This is a genomic window from Telluria sp. BA11 (assembly GCF_056680305.1).
On sequence record NZ_CM155275.1, the window covers coordinates 4,352,411 to 4,373,696 of the forward strand.

The 21,286-nt window shown below is 63.7% G+C and carries 22 protein-coding genes and 1 tRNA gene; 4 read left to right on the top strand and 19 right to left on the bottom strand.

Annotated elements, in window-relative coordinates; translation table 11 throughout:
• Positions 1-38: 38 nt before the first annotated feature.
• The 4 genes from AC1MGT_RS19120 to AC1MGT_RS19135 all read right to left on the bottom strand — a co-directional run bounded on the left by AC1MGT_RS19120 (position 39) and on the right by AC1MGT_RS19135 (position 3,979).
• Positions 39-440: a hypothetical protein gene (locus AC1MGT_RS19120; RefSeq protein WP_499501595.1), complete on the bottom strand. Its 402-nt coding sequence runs from the start codon at positions 438-440 to the stop codon at positions 39-41.
• A gap of 292 nt (positions 441-732) precedes the next feature.
• Positions 733-1,710, bottom strand: a complete 978-nt coding sequence (locus AC1MGT_RS19125) for an NAD(P)H-hydrate dehydratase (protein WP_499501596.1) — start codon at positions 1,708-1,710, stop codon at positions 733-735.
• Between the two features lie 11 nt (positions 1,711-1,721).
• Positions 1,722-2,483 carry a histidine phosphatase family protein gene (locus tag AC1MGT_RS19130; RefSeq protein ID WP_499501597.1) on the bottom strand — a complete coding sequence of 254 codons (762 nt, stop codon included), beginning with the start codon at positions 2,481-2,483 and terminating at the stop codon, positions 1,722-1,724.
• 95 nt (positions 2,484-2,578) lie between these two features.
• On the bottom strand, positions 2,579-3,979 hold the full coding sequence (locus tag AC1MGT_RS19135; protein WP_499501598.1) for an L-cystine transporter: 1,401 nt from the start codon (positions 3,977-3,979) through the stop codon (positions 2,579-2,581).
• 251 nt (positions 3,980-4,230) lie between these two features.
• On the opposite strand from AC1MGT_RS19135, the gene AC1MGT_RS19140 reads away from it, so the two are divergent.
• The gene (locus AC1MGT_RS19140; protein ID WP_499501599.1) at positions 4,231-6,048 is read left to right on the top strand and encodes a methyl-accepting chemotaxis protein; all 1,818 of its coding nucleotides are present in this window, start codon (positions 4,231-4,233) and stop codon (positions 6,046-6,048) included.
• A 33-nt stretch (positions 6,049-6,081) separates the two neighbouring features.
• Here AC1MGT_RS19140 and AC1MGT_RS19145 read toward each other — a convergent pair whose 3' ends face one another.
• From AC1MGT_RS19145 to AC1MGT_RS19165, 5 genes are all read right to left on the bottom strand, one after another.
• Entirely contained in the window at positions 6,082-7,452 is a 1,371-nt protein-coding gene (locus tag AC1MGT_RS19145; RefSeq protein WP_499501600.1) for a DUF3526 domain-containing protein, read from the bottom strand.
• The gene (locus AC1MGT_RS19150) at positions 7,449-8,879 is read right to left on the bottom strand and encodes a DUF3526 domain-containing protein (RefSeq protein ID WP_499501602.1); all 1,431 of its coding nucleotides are present in this window, start codon (positions 8,877-8,879) and stop codon (positions 7,449-7,451) included. The genes AC1MGT_RS19145 and AC1MGT_RS19150 overlap by 4 nt, the downstream gene beginning before the upstream one ends.
• Positions 8,876-9,631, bottom strand: a complete 756-nt coding sequence (locus AC1MGT_RS19155; protein ID WP_499501603.1) for an ABC transporter ATP-binding protein — start codon at positions 9,629-9,631, stop codon at positions 8,876-8,878. Before AC1MGT_RS19155 ends, AC1MGT_RS19150 begins: the two co-directional genes overlap by 4 nt.
• Before the next feature lie 161 nt (positions 9,632-9,792).
• A complete protein-coding gene (locus tag AC1MGT_RS19160) occupies positions 9,793-10,122 on the bottom strand; it encodes a hypothetical protein (protein ID WP_499501604.1) in 330 nt (109 codons plus the stop codon).
• Positions 10,123-10,219: 97 nt separating this feature from the next.
• A complete protein-coding gene (locus tag AC1MGT_RS19165) occupies positions 10,220-10,414 on the bottom strand; it encodes a hypothetical protein (RefSeq protein WP_183550491.1) in 195 nt (64 codons plus the stop codon).
• Between the two features lie 427 nt (positions 10,415-10,841).
• Here AC1MGT_RS19165 and AC1MGT_RS19170 point away from each other — a divergent pair, with 427 nt between their 5' ends.
• The 3 genes from AC1MGT_RS19170 to AC1MGT_RS19180 are packed head-to-tail and all read left to right on the top strand — an operon-like array spanning position 10,842 to position 13,879.
• Entirely contained in the window at positions 10,842-12,122 is a 1,281-nt protein-coding gene (locus tag AC1MGT_RS19170; RefSeq protein WP_499501605.1) for a CmpA/NrtA family ABC transporter substrate-binding protein, read from the top strand.
• Between the two features lie 28 nt (positions 12,123-12,150).
• Complete coding sequence (gene ntrB, locus AC1MGT_RS19175) at positions 12,151-13,056, top strand: nitrate ABC transporter permease (protein ID WP_499501606.1); 906 nt, start codon at positions 12,151-12,153, stop codon at positions 13,054-13,056.
• Positions 13,057-13,069: 13 nt separating this feature from the next.
• Positions 13,070-13,879 (top strand): ABC transporter ATP-binding protein, encoded by an 810-nt coding sequence (locus tag AC1MGT_RS19180; protein ID WP_499501607.1) that lies wholly within the window; start codon positions 13,070-13,072, stop codon positions 13,877-13,879.
• A 445-nt stretch (positions 13,880-14,324) separates the two neighbouring features.
• Here the strand turns inward: AC1MGT_RS19180 and AC1MGT_RS19185 are convergent, their stop codons facing one another.
• From AC1MGT_RS19185 to AC1MGT_RS19230, 10 genes are all read right to left on the bottom strand, one after another.
• Entirely contained in the window at positions 14,325-14,582 is a 258-nt protein-coding gene (locus AC1MGT_RS19185; RefSeq protein WP_258836033.1) for a hypothetical protein, read from the bottom strand.
• 70 nt (positions 14,583-14,652) lie between these two features.
• Positions 14,653-14,728, bottom strand: a tRNA-Lys gene (locus tag AC1MGT_RS19190).
• Positions 14,729-14,801: 73 nt separating this feature from the next.
• Complete coding sequence (gene ybgF / locus AC1MGT_RS19195) at positions 14,802-15,557, bottom strand: tol-pal system protein YbgF (RefSeq protein WP_499501608.1); 756 nt, start codon at positions 15,555-15,557, stop codon at positions 14,802-14,804.
• A gap of 130 nt (positions 15,558-15,687) precedes the next feature.
• Positions 15,688-16,212: a peptidoglycan-associated lipoprotein Pal gene (gene pal, locus AC1MGT_RS19200; RefSeq protein ID WP_499501610.1), complete on the bottom strand. Its 525-nt coding sequence runs from the start codon at positions 16,210-16,212 to the stop codon at positions 15,688-15,690.
• A gap of 33 nt (positions 16,213-16,245) precedes the next feature.
• Positions 16,246-17,517, bottom strand: coding sequence for a Tol-Pal system beta propeller repeat protein TolB (gene tolB, locus AC1MGT_RS19205; protein ID WP_499501611.1), 1,272 nt, complete (start codon positions 17,515-17,517; stop codon positions 16,246-16,248).
• Between the two features lie 31 nt (positions 17,518-17,548).
• On the bottom strand, positions 17,549-18,625 hold the full coding sequence (tolA, locus tag AC1MGT_RS19210; RefSeq protein ID WP_499501612.1) for a cell envelope integrity protein TolA: 1,077 nt from the start codon (positions 18,623-18,625) through the stop codon (positions 17,549-17,551).
• Between the two features lie 24 nt (positions 18,626-18,649).
• Complete coding sequence (locus AC1MGT_RS19215) at positions 18,650-19,081, bottom strand: biopolymer transporter ExbD (RefSeq protein WP_332529818.1); 432 nt, start codon at positions 19,079-19,081, stop codon at positions 18,650-18,652.
• A 16-nt stretch (positions 19,082-19,097) separates the two neighbouring features.
• Positions 19,098-19,781 carry a protein TolQ gene (gene tolQ / locus AC1MGT_RS19220; RefSeq protein WP_183550516.1) on the bottom strand — a complete coding sequence of 228 codons (684 nt, stop codon included), beginning with the start codon at positions 19,779-19,781 and terminating at the stop codon, positions 19,098-19,100.
• 23 nt (positions 19,782-19,804) lie between these two features.
• Positions 19,805-20,209 (bottom strand): tol-pal system-associated acyl-CoA thioesterase, encoded by a 405-nt coding sequence (gene ybgC, locus AC1MGT_RS19225; protein ID WP_499501613.1) that lies wholly within the window; start codon positions 20,207-20,209, stop codon positions 19,805-19,807.
• Positions 20,210-20,455: 246 nt separating this feature from the next.
• Positions 20,456-21,202, bottom strand: coding sequence for an SDR family oxidoreductase (locus AC1MGT_RS19230; protein WP_332529820.1), 747 nt, complete (start codon positions 21,200-21,202; stop codon positions 20,456-20,458).
• Between the last annotated feature and the right edge of the window lie 84 nt (positions 21,203-21,286).

The following is a 21,286-nucleotide window of genomic DNA, read 5'->3' on the forward strand; positions in this document are numbered from 1 at the left end:
CCCGATTTGCAGGGCGCTGTTCGGCTGGTTGACCGCGATTACTTGCCGGTCGTGCCGGTTGGCGGCGTGGTGGTGCTTTGTGGGTCGGTGGTCTGTGGGCTGGTGGCGCCTTCTGCAGTGCCGGTCATGCCCGTGGTGCCGGTAGCACCAGTCGTGCCCATGGTGCCAGCTGCGCCCGACGTGTCGGTCGTGGTGCCGGTGGTGCCGGCAGCAGCGCCCGTGCCCATGTCGCCCGTACCGGTGGTGCCGGTGCCCGTTGCGCCAGCGCCGGTGTCACCCATGGTGCCGGTGGCGCCCGAGGTGCTGCTTGGCATGGTGGCTGAGGTGTCAGCCGGAACGGTCGTGGTGGTCGCTGCTTCATCTTTCTTGCATGCGCCCAGCAGGGTTGCCAGCACAGCGGCGGTCAGCAGGATTTTTGGTGCCTTGGTCATTGCATTCATTTTTTCACTCCTCGATTGACGTCTATTTGTGTGCCACAGATCCCGGACTGCTTGTTGGGACATTGCGGCGCCAGATCGGTTCCACTGTGACGCGATGGTCGCTGGTGAAACGTTGAGGGTACCGACGCAATACGCGGCCCCAGTGCGTACTTCAGTGAATCTGTTTCGACTTCAATGTGTTTCAATGCATCTGTGTCGATTAGACCGCAAGCCCGACAGCTGGTTCGTTAGATACCGCACACTTACGGAAATCGGTAACATTATTTACACAGATCGTGTGACCGCGAGTGTTCTAGGTGCCCAGGTGGACATCGCCCGCGACGGGCGGGGCGGGCGCTGCCGCTGGCTTGTCCTGCCCGCCAAGCTCCTCCAATAAAATTGGTACCTCGGCGGCAAGCTCGCGGGCCAGATACCCGAGCGTGCCCAGACGCTGCGCCAGCCGGTCGCCGGCGCGTGCATGCAGCGCGACGCCCCAGCAGGCCGCCTGCGCTTCGGTGGCGCCGCGTGCCAGCAGGCCGCCGATGATACCGGCCAGGACGTCGCCCGAGCCGGAACTGGCCAGTCCGATATTGCCGGCGCCTTCGTGCTGCCACAGCGTGCCGTCCGGCGCGGCGATCACGGTGCGCGCGCCCTTGAGTGCGATGACGGCGTTCCAGTCGCGCGCCGCGGCCAGGGCCGGCGCATCGGGCAGGCCGACGATGCAATCCTTGTCGATGCCCGTCAGGTGCGCCATTTCGCCGCAGTGCGGTGTCATGATCACGGGACGGTCAAAACGCATCGGCTTGCCCTCGGGCCAGTGCTCTGGTGGATAGAGCAGAACGTCCATCGCGCAGGCGTCGAGCACCAGGCCCACGTCCGCGTCGACCAGGTGGGGTAGCAGTGCATGCACCAGGCGCGCTGTGCTCGCTTCGTCGCGCATGCCGGGCCCGACCAGCACGGCGTTGACGCGATCGGCCAGCGGGTCAAGGCTGGACAGGGCGTCGAGGCTGAAGCCATCGGTATCGTGCTCGGTCAGGCCGATCACGCGCGCCTCGGGCATGGCCAGTGCGACCAGCTGGGCGACACTGGCGCCGGTCGCGATCGTGAGCTTGCCGGCCCCGGCGCGCAGCGCGGCCGTGGCTGCCAGGATGATGGCGCCCGGCATTTCGCGTGAGCCGCCGATGATCAAAATGTGGCCGCGTACTTCCTTGTCGCCTGCCGCGCCCGGTTGCGGCAGTGGCCAGGCGGCCAGCATGGCGGGGTCGACGTCGTGTACCTGGTTCATGTCCATGGGGGATGCCCTTATGCGTTGGGGGCCGATGCGACGTCCTTGGCCACGGTGACCGGTGTGCCGGTCTCCTCCAGCGGCGCGACGAAATTGACCAAGCGCAGCGCCAGGTCGCCGTGCTTGCCGGCCTCGGGATCGAATTCGTACGATGTGACGGAACAGTTCGGGACATCGTCGTTGCGGTCAAATTCCAGGATCTGCGCTTCGGTGAGGTGCTCGAACAGGTAGCGGAAGCAATTGACCGTGACCTGGTGCGCGACGATCAGCACGCGCTCGCCGGCAAATTCCCGTTCGAGCGTATCCATGACACTGCGCAGGCGCAGGATGACGTCACACCAGCTTTCGCCGCCGGGCGGGCGGAAATAGAACTTGCCGACGTGATGGCGCTGCTCGTAGAGGTCGGGGAAGTCGTGCGCGATGCCGTGCGTCGTCAGGCGGTCGAGCACGCCGAATTCCTTCTCGCGCAGGCGCTCGTCTTCGCGCACGCACAGGCTGTCGCGGTCGAGGTGGCGCATCACGAGGTTGGCCGTTTCGGCGGCGCGCACGTACGGCGAATGCAATACGACGGTCGGGCGCTGCGCTTCCGGCAGCGACGCGAACCAGGCGCCGAGGGCGTCGGACTGGCGCTCGCCAAGGTCGGACAATGGCACGTCGACGTCGCGCTCGGCGATGTCGATGCGGTGTCCTGCTGCTGCTTCAGCCAGGTCGCGGGCGACGTTGCCGGCGCTCTGTCCATGCCGCACGACCCAAATTTCCTGTGGCCATTTTTGTTCCATAAAGTCCGCCAAAAAGTTATCTTGGCGTCATCATAGAAGGTTTCATGACGGCTTCAGCGCACGATTGTTCCGTGCACGGAAACCGTCGGGCAGCGTCAGACGGCCCGCGCCTCGCTGTCCAGGTTGATGTCGGCGTCATCGTTGAACACGCGCATATCGGTCTGCCCCATGACCCGGCTGGTGACGGTGCCAGCGGCGATCGAGCCGCTGACATTCAGCGCCGTGCGGCCCATGTCGATCAGCGGTTCGACCGAGATCAGCAGGCCCGCGAGCGCCACCGGCAGGTCCATCGCCGACAGCACGATCAGCGCGGCGAAGGTGGCGCCGCCGCCGACACCTGCCACGCCGATCGAGCCGAAGGCGATGATCGCCAGCAGCGGCAGCAGGAACGCGGCCGTGAACGGATCGACGCCGACCGTCGGCGCAATCATCACCGCCAGCATGGCCGGGTAGATGCCGGCGCAGCCGTTCTGGCCGATCGTGGCGCCGAACGAGGCGGCGAAGTTGGCCGTGCCTTCGGGCGTGCCCAGGCGCGCGGTCTGCGTGGCCACGCTCATCGGGATCGAGCCGGCGCTGGTGCGCGAGGTGAATGCGAACACCAGCACCGGGAAGATCTTCTTCACGTAGCGCCATGGCTTCAGGCCGGCCGCTGCGACCATCGCCAGGTGGACGCAGAACATCAGCGCCAGCGCGGCATACGAGGCGACCACGAAGTTGAGCAGGCCAAGAATGTCTTGCCAGCTCGAGCTGGAGACGACCTTGGCCATCAGCGCGAACACGCCGTACGGGGTCAGGCGCAGCACGAGCGTGACCATGCGCATCACGATCACGTGGGCCACGTGCACGAAGCTGCTGAACGACGTGAAGACTTCCGGCTTCTTGCCGGCGATGCCGGTGGCCGAGACACCAATGAAGATCGCGAATATCACCACCGCAATGGTCGAGGTCTTGCGCGCGCCGGTCATGTCGAGGAACGGGTTGGCCGGGATGAAGGACAGCAGCAGCGACGGCAGCGACAGTTCCTTGGCCGCTGCCAGATTGCCCTGCATGTATTCGCCGCGCGCGACTTCAGCGGCGGTGGAGGTCAGGCCGACCGCCGTCAGGCCGAACAGCTTGGCCATCAGGATGCCGATCGAGGCCGCCACGATGGTCGTGATGAGCAGGATGCCGATCGTGAGCGTGCTGATCTTGCCGAGCGAGGAGGCGTCGCGCAGCTTCAGGATCGCCTGGATGATCGAGACCATGATCAATGGAATGATGATCATCTGCAGCAGTTGGACATAGCCGCTGCCGATCACGTTGAGCCAGGTGTTGGTGGCCTTGATCTCCGGCCCCGCCACATCGTACATCGCCTGCAGCGCGGCCCCGAGCAGAACGCCAAGGCCAAGGCCGGCAAAGACCCGCTTGGTGAACGAAACATGATTGGCCTGCAACCGGTACAGGAAGACGCAGACGGCCAGGGCAATGGCCAGGTTGAGCAGGACGGGAAGTGTCATGGGGGCTTCGATGGGACGACGTGGACAATCGTGTCATTTTATCGACAAAGTTGCCTGTTCACAGTGCGCTAGTCATTTTTGCCAAGGCGCAGCTTGTACTGGCAGCCCTTGGCTGTTGCGGACCAGCGACGCTGGCAGCGGCTTGTATAGGTAACCCGTCAATCTTCCGTTCAATACTTCCCACAGGGAAGACAAAGTTTCTATAATCCAATAACGCACCTTCTTATTCCTCTCACGTCAGCCCAGCGAACATGTTCAAACATCTCAGCATCAAGTCGCGCCTCATTTTCGTCATCGCGTTTCTCGCGGTCGAACTCATCGCCGGCGCCGTCATCGGCATCTACAACCTCGGCACGGCCAACGCTGAGCTCAAGCAGATGTACGATCGCCGCCTGGTCGGCTTGAGCCAGGCCGGGGAGGTCACGCAGCTGATCACGGCAAACCAGCTGACCGTGGCCAAGGCGGTCACTTTGGAAGATGCCGCCCAGCGCAGCGCTGCGATGGACACCGTCCAAGCGACGAGCGCTACCATCAACAAGCTCTGGGGCCAGTTCACGCAGATCCCGATGAGCGAGAAGGAGCGCGCGCTGGTCGGAGAGATCGCCGCAGCGCGCAAGGCGTTCCTCGATGGCGGCCTGCTGCCGGCAGTGGCGGCGATTCGCGCCAATGACAATGCGCAGGCGATCCAGCTGCTGAACGGGCCAATGACACAGTTGTATGCATCGCTCAATACGCTGGGCATCCGGCTGATCGACGAGCAGCAGGCCGCAGCACTGGCCGAATACCAGGCCTCGCAGGCGACCTTTGAACTGGTGCGCGCGGTGTGCCTGGCCGGCCTGGCCTTCGGCCTCATCATGGCCGCGCTAGTCGGGTACCTGCTGGTGCGCGCGATCGTGCGTCCGATCGAGCAGGCCGTGAAGATCGCCGGCGCCGTCGCCCAGGGCGACCTGACCCAGACCATCGAGGTCACGTCGACCGACGAAACCGGCCGTCTGCTGCAGGCGCTCAAGGACATGAACGAATCGCTCGTGCGCATTGTCGGCCAGGTCCGCACCGGTACCGACAACATCGCCACCGCTTCCAGCGAAATTGCGGCTGGCAACCTGGATCTGTCGTCGCGCACCGAGCAGCAGGCCGGCTCGCTGGAAGAAACCGCCTCGTCAATGGAAGAACTGACGTCGACCGTCAAGCAGAATGCCGACAACGCGCGCCAGGCCAATGCGCTGGCCACATCGGCGTCGGAAGTGGCAGGCAAGGGCGGCGCCGTGGTGGCCGAGGTGGTGCAGACGATGGGCGCGATCAATACGTCGGCCACCCGCATCGTCGACATCATCGCCGTGATCGACGGCATCGCGTTCCAGACCAATATCCTGGCCCTGAACGCGGCCGTCGAAGCAGCGCGCGCCGGCGAGCAGGGCCGCGGCTTTGCAGTCGTGGCGGGCGAGGTGCGCAGCCTGGCGCAGCGCAGCGCGGCAGCGGCCAAGGAAATCAAGGTGCTGATCGACGATTCGGTCGAGAAGGTGCACCACGGCTCGGAACTGGTGGACCGCGCCGGTACGACGATGGCCGAAATCGTGCAAAGCGTGAACCGCGTGACCGACATCATGGCCGAGATCACCGCGGCCAGCCAGGAACAGACGGCTGGCATCGAGCAGATCAACGGCGCCGTGGCGCAGATGGATCAGGTGACCACGCAGAATGCGGCGCTGGTCGAACAGGCGTCGGCGGCGGCGACGTCGCTACAGGAAGAAGCGGCCAAGCTGGCGCAGACCGTGGGCGAGTTCAAGCTTGCTACGCCGGCAGGCGTGCGCGCAGCTGCGGCCAAGCCGCGCGTGGTCGCCAGCATGCCGAAGATGGTAGCCAATGCGGCGCCGAAGCCGGTAGAGAAGGCGCCTGCGAAGTTGCCTGCGAAGTTGCCTACGAAAGCACCGGTGCTAACGCCGGTAAAACCGGTCGTGACAAAAGCCCGCACCGATGCCGCGCCAGCCGCGAAGCCGGTGAAGCCAGCGAAGGCAGCGAAGGCAGAAACAGCCAACGCCAGCGCCGGCGACGGCTGGGAAGAGTTCTGACGCAGTCCGGGATTGGCGGCCCGGCCGCCAATCCTACCGCACCGTGCGCAATCTGCGCAGCCCCGCCGCCAGCAGCAGCAAGGCCAGCACGGCCAGCGCCAGCAACTGCCCCGGCGCCAGCGTCCCCTTCATCGCACGGCCGTCGTACACAGGCAGCTTCGCCGCATCGCTTGGTGTGAACGGCCGCTCCTCGAACAGGTACGGATAGAAGAACTGCCGCAGCTGCGTGTGATACGCCCCGATGCGGTCGTGGTACGCCAGTTGCGAGGCCAGGTCGGTATCGGCCAGCCGGTGCAGCAGCACCTGCACGTTCACCGACGCCAGCAGCAGCCCGGCGCGCGCGGTCCAGTCTTCACGCGCCATCATGCTGGCGCGGTACTGCGCCACGCTTGGCGCCACCGCGTCGTCGCCCGCCTGATGCATCGCGTAATACCATTTCCAGTGGAAGCGCCCGGTGACCGGCGCCGTGTCCTTCCATTCGGGATGCGTGCGGAAGAATTTCTCGAACGTTTCAGGCTTGGGCACGTCCCACGCCGAGTGCACGGCCTGGCGTTGCGCCAGCGCCAGCTCGACCCCCTTCGACACCGGCGACAGGCGCGCGATGCCCGCATCGGCCAGTGTCGGCAGGATCATCGTCAGTCCCACCAGGCTCGCCAGCAGGATCGCGGCGCTGCCGGCCGACGTGCGCGCACGCGCCGCCACCCAGGCCGCCAGGCCAAACCAGAACGCCAGGTACAGCGTCGCCACCAGTGCAATCTGGCCGAAACCCGTCACGCCGGCGCCGGCGATGAAGACGCCCACTGCCAGCGGCAGCAGCGCGGCCAGCCACAGCAACCCGTAGCGCAAGCCGACGCGGCGGCGCCAGGTGTCGGCCGCGCCTTTCGGCAGGGACGCCAGCAGGCGCAGGCGGCCGGCCTCGCGCTCGCTCGAGACCAGATCGTGCATCAGCGCGATGACGAACAGCGGCGTCAGGTACACCAGCACGAACGCGAAATCGAAGCGCCCAGGCATGGCCAGCTCGGGATTGATCGACTCCGATTCGTACAGCTGCGCGTGCAACCCGAGGATGCGCACGCGCAGCGCCGAAGGCTGCAGATCGCGTCCGCCGATGGCGGCAAACGCCAGCGGCGACGGCGGATTGACGGTCAGGTGCGGCAGGTAGTAGCCGACCGCACCGGCTTCGACACTGCCGGTTTTGCTGACAGCGCGTAACTGCGTGGCCAGGATGGCCGCATGGTCATGGGCATGGCTCGCGGCGATGCGCTCGAGCGTGGCGCGCTGCTGACTCACGGCGTGCAGGCCAGTCCAGACGGACAGCGCGGACAGCAGCGCCAGCAGCACGACAGCGCCGACGGCCAGGCGCGAGTGCGCGATCTGGCGCAGTTCAAGAAGATACGTTTTCATGCCGGATTCCTTTCCAGGCGTTTGGCAACCCAGCCGCCGATGGTGAATAACGCCAGCAGCCAGCCGCCCAGCAGGGTGAACGCGGGCCAGGCGTGGCGCGCGGCGACCTCGCCGAACGGGGCAGGGGCGTAGCCGAAGCGGGGCGTGTCTTCCCAGTGGTGCTTGTCGATGCGCTCGTCGCCGGCGCCAGTGGGCGTGACAACATTGACATGCAGGCCGTTGAGCCGCTGGACAAAGGCGTAGCGGTAGCGTTCACCTTCGAGCAGGAAGCGCGCGTGGCTGTCGAGGTTGGTGCCGGATAGCGCAGTCGACATGCGGCGCAGCGCGATCAGCGGACTGGCCACGCTGGCCGAATGGACGATCGCGCTTTCTTCACTCTGGCGCGCATGATCGGCGCACATGAATTCATCGAACAGGGCGCTCGTCATGCGCTCGCCCTCGGCCATCAACAGGCCGCTGTAGTTGACCGGCAGGTCTTCCACGCGCGTCACGCCGTAGTGTTGCAGCGTGCGCGCCCGGAACGCCTTGAAGTACGGGTCGTCGGGATTATGGCTATCGCCGATCGCGGCCAGCCGATCGTGGATCGCAACCTCGGTTTCGATGCGGCTCGGGCGGCCCACGTCGCCGGCCGCGACATCGGGCATCACGCGCGGCAGCAGAATCGCCGTGACGATCCAGCCGGCCACCAGTGCCAGCAGCGCATCGCGCGCCCGGGGCAGCGACGCCGATACCAGCACGGCCGCCACGACCCACACCAGCAGGTACAGCGCATACCCGGCCAGCAGCGCGATCGCCTCGGCGGCGACGGTCGGGTGCACGACGGCGATCGCCACCAGCGCGATAAAGGCCGGCGCACCCAGCAGCAGCGCCACACCCGCATGGGCCGCGAGCTTGCCCAGCAACAGCGTCGCGCCGCGCACACCCTGGACGATCTGCAGCCGCAACTGGCCACGTTCACGTTCGCGCGCGACGCTGCCGAAGGCGAGGAACACGATCAGCAGCGGCGTGAGCACCTGCAGCACGAAGGCGGGCGTCAACTGGCCAAAGCGCAGCAGCACCGACGACTGGGCGGCGTCGCTGAAGTTCGCGCTGTTCTGGCGGTGACCTTCCAAAAACAGCGTGCTGCCGGTGAACGGATCGACGCCGAAATCGAAGAAGGCGAGGGGACTCAGTGGCCGGAACACATAGTGCCCATAGTGGACGACGCGGTGCGGGTGGCGGTCCGGCTGGTTGGCCCACTGGGCGTCGACCGTGCTCTGGAAGCGCGCACGTTCGGCGTTCACGGCGCCCACACGCTCATGGCTGACGACGATGGCCACGAGCGTGAGCGCCAGCATCAGGATGCCGGCGGCGACCGCCACCTGGTTGCGCAGCATCGCGCGCCACTCGCCCACGGCAACCGCGGGCAGTGCTCGAGAAACGCTCATGCGGCCTCCGGTCTGGCGGCAGCGTTAGTGGCACCGGCGTAGCGCCGGTACAGGTCGCGCACGTCATAGTGTTCGGCGCCGCTGGCGGCCACTTCGTGGCTGATGTGGCCGCGCTCCAGAAAGCCGATGCGGTCGGCCACTTCGGCCGCGCCCAGCAAATCGTGCGTGACCATGAAGATGGCGCTGCCCCGTGCGCGCAAGTCCTGCAGCAGCGTGTTGAATTCGCTGGTGGCCTGCGGATCCAGGCCCGTGGTCGGCTCGTCGAGCAATAGCAGCGGCACCTGGCGCGCGACGGCCAGCGCAATCGCGACCTTCTGGCGCATGCCTTTCGAGTAGCCGCCCAGGCGACGCGTCCATGCGGCCGGATCGAGCCGCACGGCGCTCAGGGCATCGTCGATGGTAGCGTTAAGAGTGGCATTAAGCGGAGCGCTGCCGGCCAGGCGCAGGAAGTAGTCGATGTTTTCGCGGGCACTCAGGTGTTCGTAGAGCGCGACGTTTTCGGGCACGTAGGCAAGCTGGCCGCGCGCGGCGAGCGGGTCGGCGGCGACGTCGATGCCGCACACGCGCACGCTGCCGGTCTGCGGTGCGAGAAAGCCGAGGAAGGCGTTGAGCGTCGTCGACTTGCCGGCGCCATTGCCGCCCAGCAGGGCATAGATTTCACCGCGCGCAACGCGCAGGTTCAGGTCGCGCAGGACGGTCGTGGCGCCGTAGGCGACGGTCACGCCGGTCGCTTCCATGGCAGGAGTGGTCATGGTCATCGTGTTCTTTCAAAGTAAACAAGCTATGCCGGCGCACGCATGCAGCGTGCGCGCTCGTTGCAGACGCGCAGGTGCGGCGCCGGCAAACGGGACGGAGATGACTCGCGCCGCGACGCCGTCACGTCACGTTAGTGACCGCGTCGGGGCAAGACGAGTCAGTGGACGGACTGGTGGCGTGGTGGCGCCTGGGGGGAAGGGATCAGGTACTGGCGCCGGTAGAACGGCGCAGGGCGCGGCAGGCGCGCGAGGAGGTAGACGACCGCGAGGAAGACGGCCAGCAATTGTGGTGACACGGCCGGCAGGTCCGCCGTGGCGTGGGCGGCGACCTGGCAGCTGACACAGTCGGACAGCTGCTCGGCCAGATCATGCTCGTGGTACGAGCTGCCGATGAGTTGCAGTGCCAGGATCAGCGCGCACGCACACAGGAGCAGCCGGCGCAGGGCCGTGCTGGTGTGGGTGATGCGTAAGGTGTGCAACAGCGACATGCAATCCTGGCTGAACGGGTGACGGCGCAGTATAGCCCGGCCATTGCGGCGCGGGCAAGGCGCCAGGCAAGGCACAAGGCGGGGCGTAATGCCCGGCTTACTCGAACGCCACCAGCAGCGTGGCCAGGCTGATGCAGACGACGGCAACCACGCCGATGCGCTGGCGCAGGCGGCGACTGCTCGCGACGATGTCTTTCGCGATATGACGGCGTGGCTTTTTTGGATTGCTGCGGTCGACGGCGGTCGCCGTATGGATCGGCGTGCGGTGACGCTGGACTTGTTCGGTGTGCATAAATGGCTCCAGTTGCAGGCCCCGGCGGTGCAAGGTCAGTAGTGGTAGTAATGTACTCGTGCTTGTGTTTGAGGCAATAAACAATCCTAGCATGCACGCATTGGGTTGTGGAAGGCCACGTTGTCAACCGTGCGCGCGTACGGACAGCGGGCTTGCCCGGCCTGCAGGACCGTCCAAAAAGAGGCGCTGCGCGATCGTAGTGCGCCGCGCGCGCCATGCTGCGGTGCACCGCAGCAGCGGCCATTCGTACGCTCACTCTGCGGCGGTCACTGGCACGAAGCTTGCGTAATGAGTAATGCGCAACGGAGCGCACGAGGTGAATGCCAACGCTGGCCCCGCCTCCCCGGACAACGACGTCTACCAACGCATGAACACGTTCATGTGGGGTAGCCGTTTTTTTTTGCCTGATCACTTTTTGGGATTCGCAATGGAAAATCAACAGCGTCAAGCGCAGGGCAACCCTTCTACCGGGACGAACGTCGATGGGACGCGCCGCAATATCATCCAGGGTGCGTCGCTGGCAGCGGCCGGCAGCCTGCTGGGGCTGGCCGGGGGCGGGGCATGGGCAGCGGGGTCGGACAAACCGGAAAAGACCGAGATCAAGATCGGCTTCATTCCGCTGACCGATTGCGCATCGGTCGTGATGGCGTCGGTGCTGGGCTTCGACAAGAAGTACGGCGTCAAGTTCGTGCTGAGCAAAGAGGCCTCATGGGCCGGCGTGCGCGACAAGCTCGCCAATGGCGACCTCGACGCCGCCCACGTGCTGTACGGCCTGCTGTACGGCGTGCAGATGGGCATTGGCGGCCAGAAGAAGGACATGGCCGTGCTGATGGGCTTGAACAACAACGGCCAGGCCATCACGCTGTCGAAGCAACTGGCCACCAAGGGCGCGGTCGACGGCGCCTCGCTCGCCAAACTGATGCGCACCGAAAAGCGCGACTACACGTTCGCGCAAACCTTCCCGACCGGCACCCACGCGATGTGGCTGTATTACTGGCTCGCCGCCAACGGCATCAATCCGATGAAGGATGCCAAGGTCATCACGGTGCCACCGCCGCAGATGGTAGCCAATATGCGCATCGGCAACATGGACGGCTTCTGCGTGGGCGAACCGTGGGGTCACCGCGCCATCATGGACGGCATCGGCATCACCGCCACGACGACCCAGGACATCTGGCGCGACCACCCCGAGAAGGTGCTGGGCTCGACGCTGGAATTTGCCAAGGCCAATCCGAACACGTGCCGCGCGATGATGGCTGCCATTCTGGAGGCGGGCAAGTGGATCGATGCGTCGCTGGCCAACAAGAACAAGATGGCCGAAGTGATCGCCGCCAAGTCGTACGTCAACACCAGCAAGGATGCGATCGACCAGCGCATCATGGGCCGCTACCAGAACGGCATGGGCAAGACCTGGGACGACGCGAACCACATGAAGTTCTACAACGATGGCCTGGTCAACTTCCCGTACCTGTCCGACGGTATGTGGTTCATGACGCAGCATCGTCGCTGGGGCCTGCTCAAGAGCGATCCGGATTACCTGGCGGTGGCCACGGCGGTCAACCAGGTCCAGTTGTACAAGGACGCGGCCACGATGACGAAGACGCCGGTCCCGGCGAGCTTGCTGCGCACATCGAAGCTGATGGACGGCACCGTGTGGGATGGCAAGAACCCACAGGCGTATGCCGCGTCGTTCAAGGTCAAGGCTTGACCATCCACCCGTACTGCGAGGAGCCGTCATGAATGCCCTGTTGAAATCCGTTCCCAACGAGCCGGCGCCAGTGCCGGTGGCCGTCAGCGGCCCGGCGCGCACGGTGACGCCGCGCAAGCCGGCAGCCAGCACCGTTGCTGCGCGTCGCGCACAGCCGTTTGCCACGGCAGTCCGGCGCGTGGCGCCGCCGCTGACCGGCATCGCGCTCGTGCTGCTGGTCTGGCAAGTGATCGCCGCGCAGAACGAGGCGTTTCCGTCGCCGCTGGTCACGTGGCAGGCAGCGCTCGAACTGTTTGCCGATCCGTTCTACCGCAACAGCCCCAACGACCAGGGCATCGGCTGGAACGTGCTGGCGTCGCTGCAGCGCGTGGCGATCGGCTTCGGCCTGGCGGCGCTGATCGGCATTCCGCTGGGCTTCGTGATCGGGCGCGTGCAGTTTGTCAGCCGCATGTTCGGCCCGATCATCAGTCTGCTCAAGCCCGTGTCGCCGCTGGCCTGGCTGCCGATTGGCCTCTTGGTGTTCAAGTCGGCCGACCCGGCGGCGATCTGGTCGATCTTCATCTGCTCGATCTGGCCGATGATCATCAACACGGCCGTTGGCGTGCAGCGTGTGCCGCAGGACTACATGAACGTGGCGCGCGTGCTGAACCTGTCGGAGTGGAAGATCCTCACCAAGATCCTGCTCCCATCGGCGCTGCCGTACATCCTGACCGGCGTGCGGCTGGCGATCGGCACCGCATGGCTCGTCATCGTCGCGGCCGAAATGCTGACCGGCGGCGTGGGCATCGGCTTCTGGGTGTGGGACGAGTGGAACAACCTGAACGTGGCGCACATCATGATCGCGATTGCCATCATCGGCGTGGTCGGCCTGCTGCTCGAACTGGCGCTGGTGTCGCTGGCACGCGCACTGACCCACGAACAAGTGGCTAACTGAAAGGGTTTCGATCATGGACGAACTGCAAAAGAAATTCATCGACATCACCGGCGTCGAGATGGCGTTTCACACCAAGAAGGGCGTGTTCCCGGCGTTGCAGGGGATCGACCTGACGGTCAGCAAGGGCGAATTCATCACGCTGATCGGCCACTCGGGCTGCGGCAAGTCGACGCTGCTGAACCTGATCGCCGGACTGCTCAAGCCGACCGCAGGCCTGCTGATCTGCGCTGGCCGCGAGATCGGCGGCCCGTCACCGGAGCGCGCGGTCGTGTTCCAGAATCATTCGTTATTGCCATGGCTGACGTGCTACGAGAACATCCACCTGGGCGTCGAGCGGGTGTTTGGCGGGGCTGAATCCCGCGCGCAGTTGCGCGAGCGGACGATGGATGCGCTGGCGCTGGTGGGCCTGACGAGCGCCGAAACCAAGCGGCCGCATGAAATCTCGGGCGGCATGAAGCAGCGCGTCGGCATCGCGCGGGCGCTGGCGATGCAGCCGAAGGTGCTGTTGATGGACGAGCCGTTCGGCGCGCTCGACGCGCTCACGCGCGCGCACTTGCAGGACGAACTGCTCAAGATCGTGGCGGCCACGAAATCCACCGTGGTGATGGTGACGCACGATGTGGACGAGGCGGTGCTGCTGTCGGACCGGATCGTCATGCTGACCAATGGGCCGGCAGCCACGATCGGCGAGATCGTCGCCGTGGAACTCGAGCGGCCCCGTGACCGGGTGGCGCTGGCGCAGGATGCGCGCTATACCGAGCATCGGCGGCAGGTGCTGGAGTTCTTGTACCGGAAGCAGGCGCATCCGGCCGTGGCTGCCTGATTGGTGGCGGTGTTGGACTGAAGAAAAGCTGATGGATGATCAAAAGGCGAATACACTGTAAAACTTGTGGTATCGCGAAATTCTGGTCGGATGTTAAAACGCTGATCAGTGAGACCGTAGGGTGGACGGGTTTCCCGTCCACGCGTTCAACGATTTCTGGGTCACCACGAATCGAATGAAGGTGAACGCGTGGACGGCATAGCCGTCCACCCTACGTGCTGTTTGCAGTAGTCATCCTGGTATGTCCACTTCTTGAAAGAGCACACAATGTCGAACTCCATCAAACCAGGGCCAAAGCCCAAGCGGGAGGACGGGCATGATGATCAGCGCCGTCACGTCAATCCGCCGAACAAACCAAAACATCCATCGCTGCCCGTTCACAAACCAGTGAAGAAGTAGCGCAACGCCAGAACCGTTTTCCTGGCTATGCCTGTTCAATCCGGGATCAGGTCGCTTTTTTCTTCTGCACCTGACGCTGCTGCTGCTTGCGCTGCGTCTGGTTGCGGTTTTGCTTGCCTTCGTGGAGCGCGGTGGCGTCCAGCTTGGCTTGCTCGGCGGTGCGCAGCTCTTCCTTGTCGTCGTGCGCGACAAAGTAATCGTTGGCTTGCGCATCGACCACCAGCTTGATCGCCGCTTCGTCGGTGAGGTCATACATCTCCGTGAGGAGCGTGGTCACCTCGTCGAGAAAATCTTCATAAGTCATGGTGGGATTATCCTAATGTGAGCGGAACACAAAAAAGCCAACCCGAAGGTTGGCTTTTCTGCTGAATCTTTGGTAGGCCGTGCGGGATTCGAACCTGCGACCAACGGATTAAAAGTCCGCTGCTCTACCAGCTGAGCTAACGACCCGAAGAAGCAAGATTATAGGGGGCGACACGGGCGCTGTCAAATGCTGCGCCCGGTGTGTCGCTCGCCGTTACGGTTATTTCAGCGACGCCAGCCGATCGCGCGCGGTCTGCGCGGCGCTCGAATCCGGGTACTTTGCCACCAGCGTCTGGAGCGACTTCTTCGCGTTCTTGTTGTCCTTGAGCAGGGCGTAGCTGCTGGCGATATTGAGCATCGCGTCCGGCACCTTCTGGCTGGTGGCGTAGGTGGTCGTGACGACCTGCTGCGCTGCGATGGCCTTCTTGTAGTCGCCCAGTGCGTAGAAGGTGTTGCCGAGCCAGTACTGCGCGTTCGATGCGTACGGCGACTGCGGGAACTGCCGCACGAATTCCTGCAGCGCGACCGAGGCGCCCTTATAGTCGCCCGACTGGAACATGGCAGTGGCGGCTTCGTAGGCGGTCTTTTCGGTCGGCAGCACTTCGGCGGCCTGGCCGTCGATCACTTCGGCGCGCGGCTCGACCTTCTTCAGGCGCGCGTCGAGGTCGGCGTACAGCTGCTTCTGGCTGTTCTGGGCTTTCGCGACTTCATTGGCCAGCACTTCGATCTGGCCGCGCAGGCGGGCGATTTCCTGCATCGTCTGCTCGTGCTGGTTGAGCATCTCGATCTGCACCGTCTTGTCCGATTTGCTGTCGATGCGTGCGGTCAGGTCGCGCGTGATGTTGTCGACCTTGGTGCGCAGGTCCAGGATGGCCTTGCGCGCTTCTTCGTCGTCGAACGGGCCGGCGACGGCGTGCAGCGGCATCGACAGGGCCAGCACGAGGCATGCGAGGCGGGACTTGGACAGTTTGAGCATAAGCGTTGTGTTCTTTCTACTAAGCCGGTGACTTCGGCGGTTGCTGAGATAAAACAAGGGGCGGGTAGCAGTCTGCACTGCGTCCCGCCCCCTGTCAATCGAACCTGTCCGGCTTGTTCAGCCGAATCGGTTATTGATAGACGATGTCTGCGCGGCGGTTTTCAGCCCACGATTCTTCGTTGCTGCCGGTGGCTTTTGGCTTTTCTTCGCCCAGCGACACGGCTTCGATCTGGTTTTCCGACACGCCCAGCGACGCCATCGAACGACGGACGGCTTCAGCACGCTTCTGGCCCAGGGCCAGGTTGTACTCGGTGCCGCCGCGTTCATCGGTATTGCCCTGGATCAGGACTTTACGCGACGTGTTCTTGGTCAGGAAGTTCGAGTGGTTCTGGACCACTGGCTGACCATCAGCGCGCACGACGAAGCTGTCGTAGTCGAAGTAGATGCTGCGCTTGGCCAGAACGCCTTGTGGGTCGTTCAGCGGATCGACGCTGCCGGTCTGGACCGGGTTGATGTCGCGTGGATCAGCAGCTGGCGCTGCCGGCGTTGGCGATTTCTCGACGACCGGGGTTTCGTTCAGCTTGGTTGGCGACGAGCAAGCGGCCAGCAGGGCTGCGGTGGAAACGATGAAAGCTACACTCTTGAAGTTGCGCATGGATTTTCTCCTGTTATGTTGAGGTTTTACTTCTTACTTCATGAAGGGACCCCAGCTGGGCTCCCGAATGTTTCCCGCTTTGGTCGTCAAGCGTTGCTTGACTCGTCCATCCACAGACACCACGGCCAGCGAGGTGCGACCGCCACCCTTGGTTGCATACATGATGTACTTGCCGTTAGGCGAAAAACTCGGTTCGGTGGCCCCATCGGCCAGGCGCAGTTCCTGGCCGCTGGCCAGGTCCATCGCATATAAGGAGTAAGCGCCGCCGCGCTGCGAAATCCAGGCCAGCGTCTTGCCGTCGGACGACACGCGTGGGCTGATGTTGTAGCTGCCATTGAACGTCACACGGGTGGCGTTGCCGCCGGCTGCGCTCATTTTGTAGATCTGCGGGCCACCGCTGCGGTCGCTCGTGAAATAAATGGTCCGGCCGTCGGCCGAATATTGTGGCTCGGTGTCGATCGCCGGGTTGTTGGTCAGCCGCTTGTGGCCGGTGCCGCCCGAATTGACCGAGTAGATCTCGGTATTGCCGTCCTTCGACAGGGCCACGGCCAGCGTCGAGCCGTCCGGCGACCACGATGGCGCCGAGTTGTTGCCCTTCTGGTTCGAGATCACGTTGCGGCGACCCGTCATCAGGTCTTGCAGATACACGACCGGCTTGCGGTCTTCCATCGAGACGTAGGCGACTTTCGAGCCGTCCGGCGACCAGGATGGCGAAATGATCGGCTCCTTGCCCTGGGTGGCGATGACTTCGTTCTCGCCGTCAGCATCCGACACGGCCAGGACATAGCGCTTGGCGCCGCTGTCGGCTTTCACGTAGGCGATGCGGGTCGAGAAGATGCCGCGCACACCGGTCAGCTTTTCATAGACATCGTCGGCAATGCGGTGCGCCTGCAGGCGCGTGTAGCGGGGCTGGACTTCGCCGCCCATCTGCGAAATTTCGCCACCCTTGACGGTGTCCATCAGCTTGTAGCGGATGGCAAAACGGCCATCCGGTTGCTTGGACACACTGCCGACCACGAGCGCGTCGGCGCCGCTGGCCTTGAAGGCAGCCAGATTGATGCTGCCGGCGTCACGGTCGCTGATGACCTGACCAGCGTCGATGACCTTGAATACGCCACTGCGCTCGAGGTCGGCGCGGATGACGGCCGAGACCTTATCGGGTGCGACGGATTCGTCGGCGAAGGCCGCAATGGCGACCGGAATCTGGTTGCTGCCGACACCGGCGATTTCGATTTGCAGCTGCGCATTGGCTGCCGATCCCATGGCGAGGGAAGCGCTAAACAGCAAGAAATGGATTTTTTTCATAGTTTCTCTTGTAAAACTGGTTCGAACCGAATCAATCGTAATCGCGCATCGAGAAATTCACGTCAAGCGTACGCTCCACGGTCCCGTCCTTCTTTTTGGGCAGTGGCGATGCTTTCTTGATACCATTTTCCACTGCCCTGTCAAATTCTGGCACACCGCTGCTTTTCACCAACCTGACCGACATGATTTCACCGGTCGGCAACTGGTCGACGCGGAACGTGGCGCGTGGATTTCCCGATACATCGGTGTTGCCCGGATAGGCCGTGCTGCTCTTGATGGCCGCCGTGATCGCGGCGATATAACCGCCGTCCGACTTCGGTCCCGTCGACTTGGCCGCGCTGCCGCCGCTGCCCATGGCGCCGGCCATGCGCTTGAGCTCATCGGCACGCAGCTTTGCGAGCTTGGCGTCTTCGGCAGCGGCTGCCTTGGCTTTCGCGGCATCCGCTTTCTTCTTCTCGGCAGCCGCTGCGACCTGATCGGCTTTCTTTTTCTCGTCCGCTTCTTTTTTCTTTTCAGCCGCGGCCAGCGCTGCCGCTTTCTTGTCGGCTTCCTTCTCGGCTTCTTTTTTCTTTTCGTCCGCTTCCTTCTTGGCGAGCAGCTCTTTTTCTTTCTCTTTCTGCTTGCGCTCGGCCTCGTCCTTCTTCTTTTGCTCGGCGAGCTTTTCCTCACGCTCGCGTTTTTCCGCGTCACGTTTCTCGGCCAGTGCTTTCTTCTTCGCTTCCTCGGCCTTGCGTTCCTTTTCGCGCTGCAGGGCGATGTCCGGCGCTGGCTTCGGCGCCGGCTCTTCGACCACCGGTGGTGGCGGCGGCGGTGGCGGGGTGCGCACGGGTTCCGGCGTCGGCTCGGGCGCTGGCTCCGGTTCAGGGGTTGGCTCGGGCTCCGGGGTAGGCTCGGGCGGCAGCTCGGGGGCGGCTGCTGTCTGCACTGACATGTCCCACACTTCGGCCTCGACCGTGATCGGCGTCTTGGCCGTCCAGCTCACGCCGATCCACAGAAACGCCAGCAACGCGGCGTGCACGGCCACTGCCAGCAGGAACGATGGCAGGCGGCTCGGTTCGGGCGGCACGTGGTACGGCACGCCGGCGTTGTCTGGCTTTATTTCGGGCATATTCTAGGCATCAATGCATCGACATCACTGGGTGGCCAGGCCAACCCGGTTGATACCCATCTTCTTGGCTTCCGAGATCAGTTGGATAACGTCGTCGTACTTGCTCTCGCGGTCGCCCGCGATCAGCACCGGATAATCGGGATGTTCTTCATGCAGCGCGCGCAGGCGCTGCAGCAGGGCAGAGCGGTCGGCCACGTCTTCCTGGGCCACGCGTCCCTTGCCCTGCACGCCGATCGACAGGCGATTCTCGGGCTCGATCGAAATCTGGATATAGGTGTCCGGCGGCAGCGCCGATTTCTCGGCGCGCGGCAGGTTGACCACGCTCGGCGCCTGGTTGGCCGGCACTGCCATGAAAATAATGAGCAGCACCAGCATCACGTCGATGTACGGCACGACGTTGATCTCGGATTTGAACTTGCGGCGACGTCCGCCGCGCATGCTGCTGGAAAAGGCCATGGTCAGGCTCCCTGGATCAGCGCGACTGGCGCTGGAGAATGTTCGAGAATTCTTCGACGAAGCTCTCGAAGCGGTTGGCCAGGCGGTCGATATCGTGCGTGAAGCGGTTGTATGCCACCACGGCCGGAATGGCGGCAAACAAGCCGATTGCGGTCGCGATCAGTGCTTCGGCAATGCCTGGCGCGACGATCGCCAGCGTGGCCTGCTCGACGCTGGCCAGACCGCGAAACGCGTTCATGATGCCCCAGACGGTACCCAGAAGGCCGATGTACGGCGAGACCGAGCCGACCGACGCCAGGAAGTTCAGGTGCGATTCGAGTGCATCGAGTTCGCGCTGGAACGAAGCGCGCATGGCGCGGCGGGCGCCGTCGAGCACCGAGTTCATGTCGAGCGTTTCGCGCGATGCTTGCTTGCCCTTGATGAATTCACCCATGCCGGACTCGAAGATGCGGGCCAGGGCGCCGCTCTGGTCGCGCTGACTGCTGGCGCTCTGATGCAACGTGTGCAGGTTGCCGCCGGCCCAGAAACTACGCTCGAACTGCTCGGTCTGCGCACGTGCGGCGCGGATCGCGAATACCTTGCGGAAGATGTAGGTCCAGCTCACGATCGACAGCAGTAACAGCAAGGCCATAATCAATTGCACCAGCACGTGGGCATTGCCGATCAGGGCGACGAATGAAAGGTCTGGGGTGACGGTCATGGGCTATTTATTTAGGTATGTATTCAGGCGGCACGCATTTTAGCAGCCACGTGGTCAGGCAAGGGGCGCGGGCGCATTGTGGCAATATCGACACAACACACGGTCACGCTCGCCGTATTGAGCAGGGTTTCACCGCACCAGGCCTGCTGCAGAAACTGGACCGATGCGCGGCCCAGCCTGGAAACACTGGTCTGGATCGTCAGCTGGTCGTCGAGGCGCGCCGCAGCGTGATAGTCGAGGGTCACATTCTTGACGACGAATGCGGTGTTGTCCGCGTCGAGCAGGGCTTGTTGCTGCACGCCCAGTGACCGAAGCCATTCGGTGCGGGCGCGTTCAAAGAATTTCAGGTAGTTGGCATAGAAGACAATGCCGCCAGCGTCGGTATCTTCGTAATACACCCTGACTGGCCAGTTAAATACTGAAGACATTGTTACTGCCGATACATGAACATGAGAAACATTCTACGCGAGTTTCCTTCTCGATATCACCGTTTCCGGCCATCGATCGTGGAAATTACTTACGTACCCCTCGCACAAAATTGTGCTTTTGAGCGGTAGTAGACTTGAAACTTGGCAAAAAGACCAATCACTGTAACATTTTCTCACAAATGGCGACCGTGCTATCGGTGGCCAATCTGCTAGCCCGCGCACGTGCCTGCGCGGGCTAGCGAGCAATCAGGCGCGCTTGATCGTGAATGGCGAGAAGCCCTGGCAGGTCGGCATCAGTTCGATGCTGTTGACGTTGACGTGCGGTGGCAGCGTCGCGATCCAGTACGCGGTGTCGGCAATATCCTTTGCGCTCAGCGGCGTCGTCCCTTCGTAGACCTTGGCTGCTGCCGAATCGTCGCCCTTGAAGCGCACGTTGGAGAATTCCGTGCCGCCGGACAAGCCCGGCGCCAGATTCGTCGCACGCACGCCGGTGCCGACGAGGTCGGCGCGCAGATTGAGCGTGAACTGTTCGACAAACGCTTTGGTGGCGCCGTACACGTTGCCGCCTGGATAAGGGTAGTGGCCGGCGGTCGAGCCGATATTGATCACCAGGCCGCTGCCACGCGCGACCATGTCGGGCAGCACGAGGCGGGTCATCGTCACCAGGCCTTTGCAATTGGTGGCGATCATGGTTTCCCAGTCTTCCAGCGGCACTTCGTGCGCCGGCACCGTATTCAGGGCCAGGCCGGCATTGTTGATCAGCACATCGATCCCCTTCCAGTCGGCTGGCAAACCGGCTAGCGCCGCTTCGATCGATGCGCGGCTGGTGACGTCGAGCGTTACCGGCAGGGCGGCGTCGCCCAGCTCGCCTGCCAGATCGGCGATGCGGTCGGTGCGGCGGGCTGCCAGGATCACGCGGTGGCCGTGCGAAACGAAGGTACGCGCCATTTCGGCGCCGAAGCCGGCCGATGCGCCGGTGATGAGGACGATCATGATGAATCCTTGAAAGGGCAGTGAGGGAGAAGCAAGAAGGCACATGCAGGGTTGCAAAATTGTAGCCGAAATGACCATGAAGAC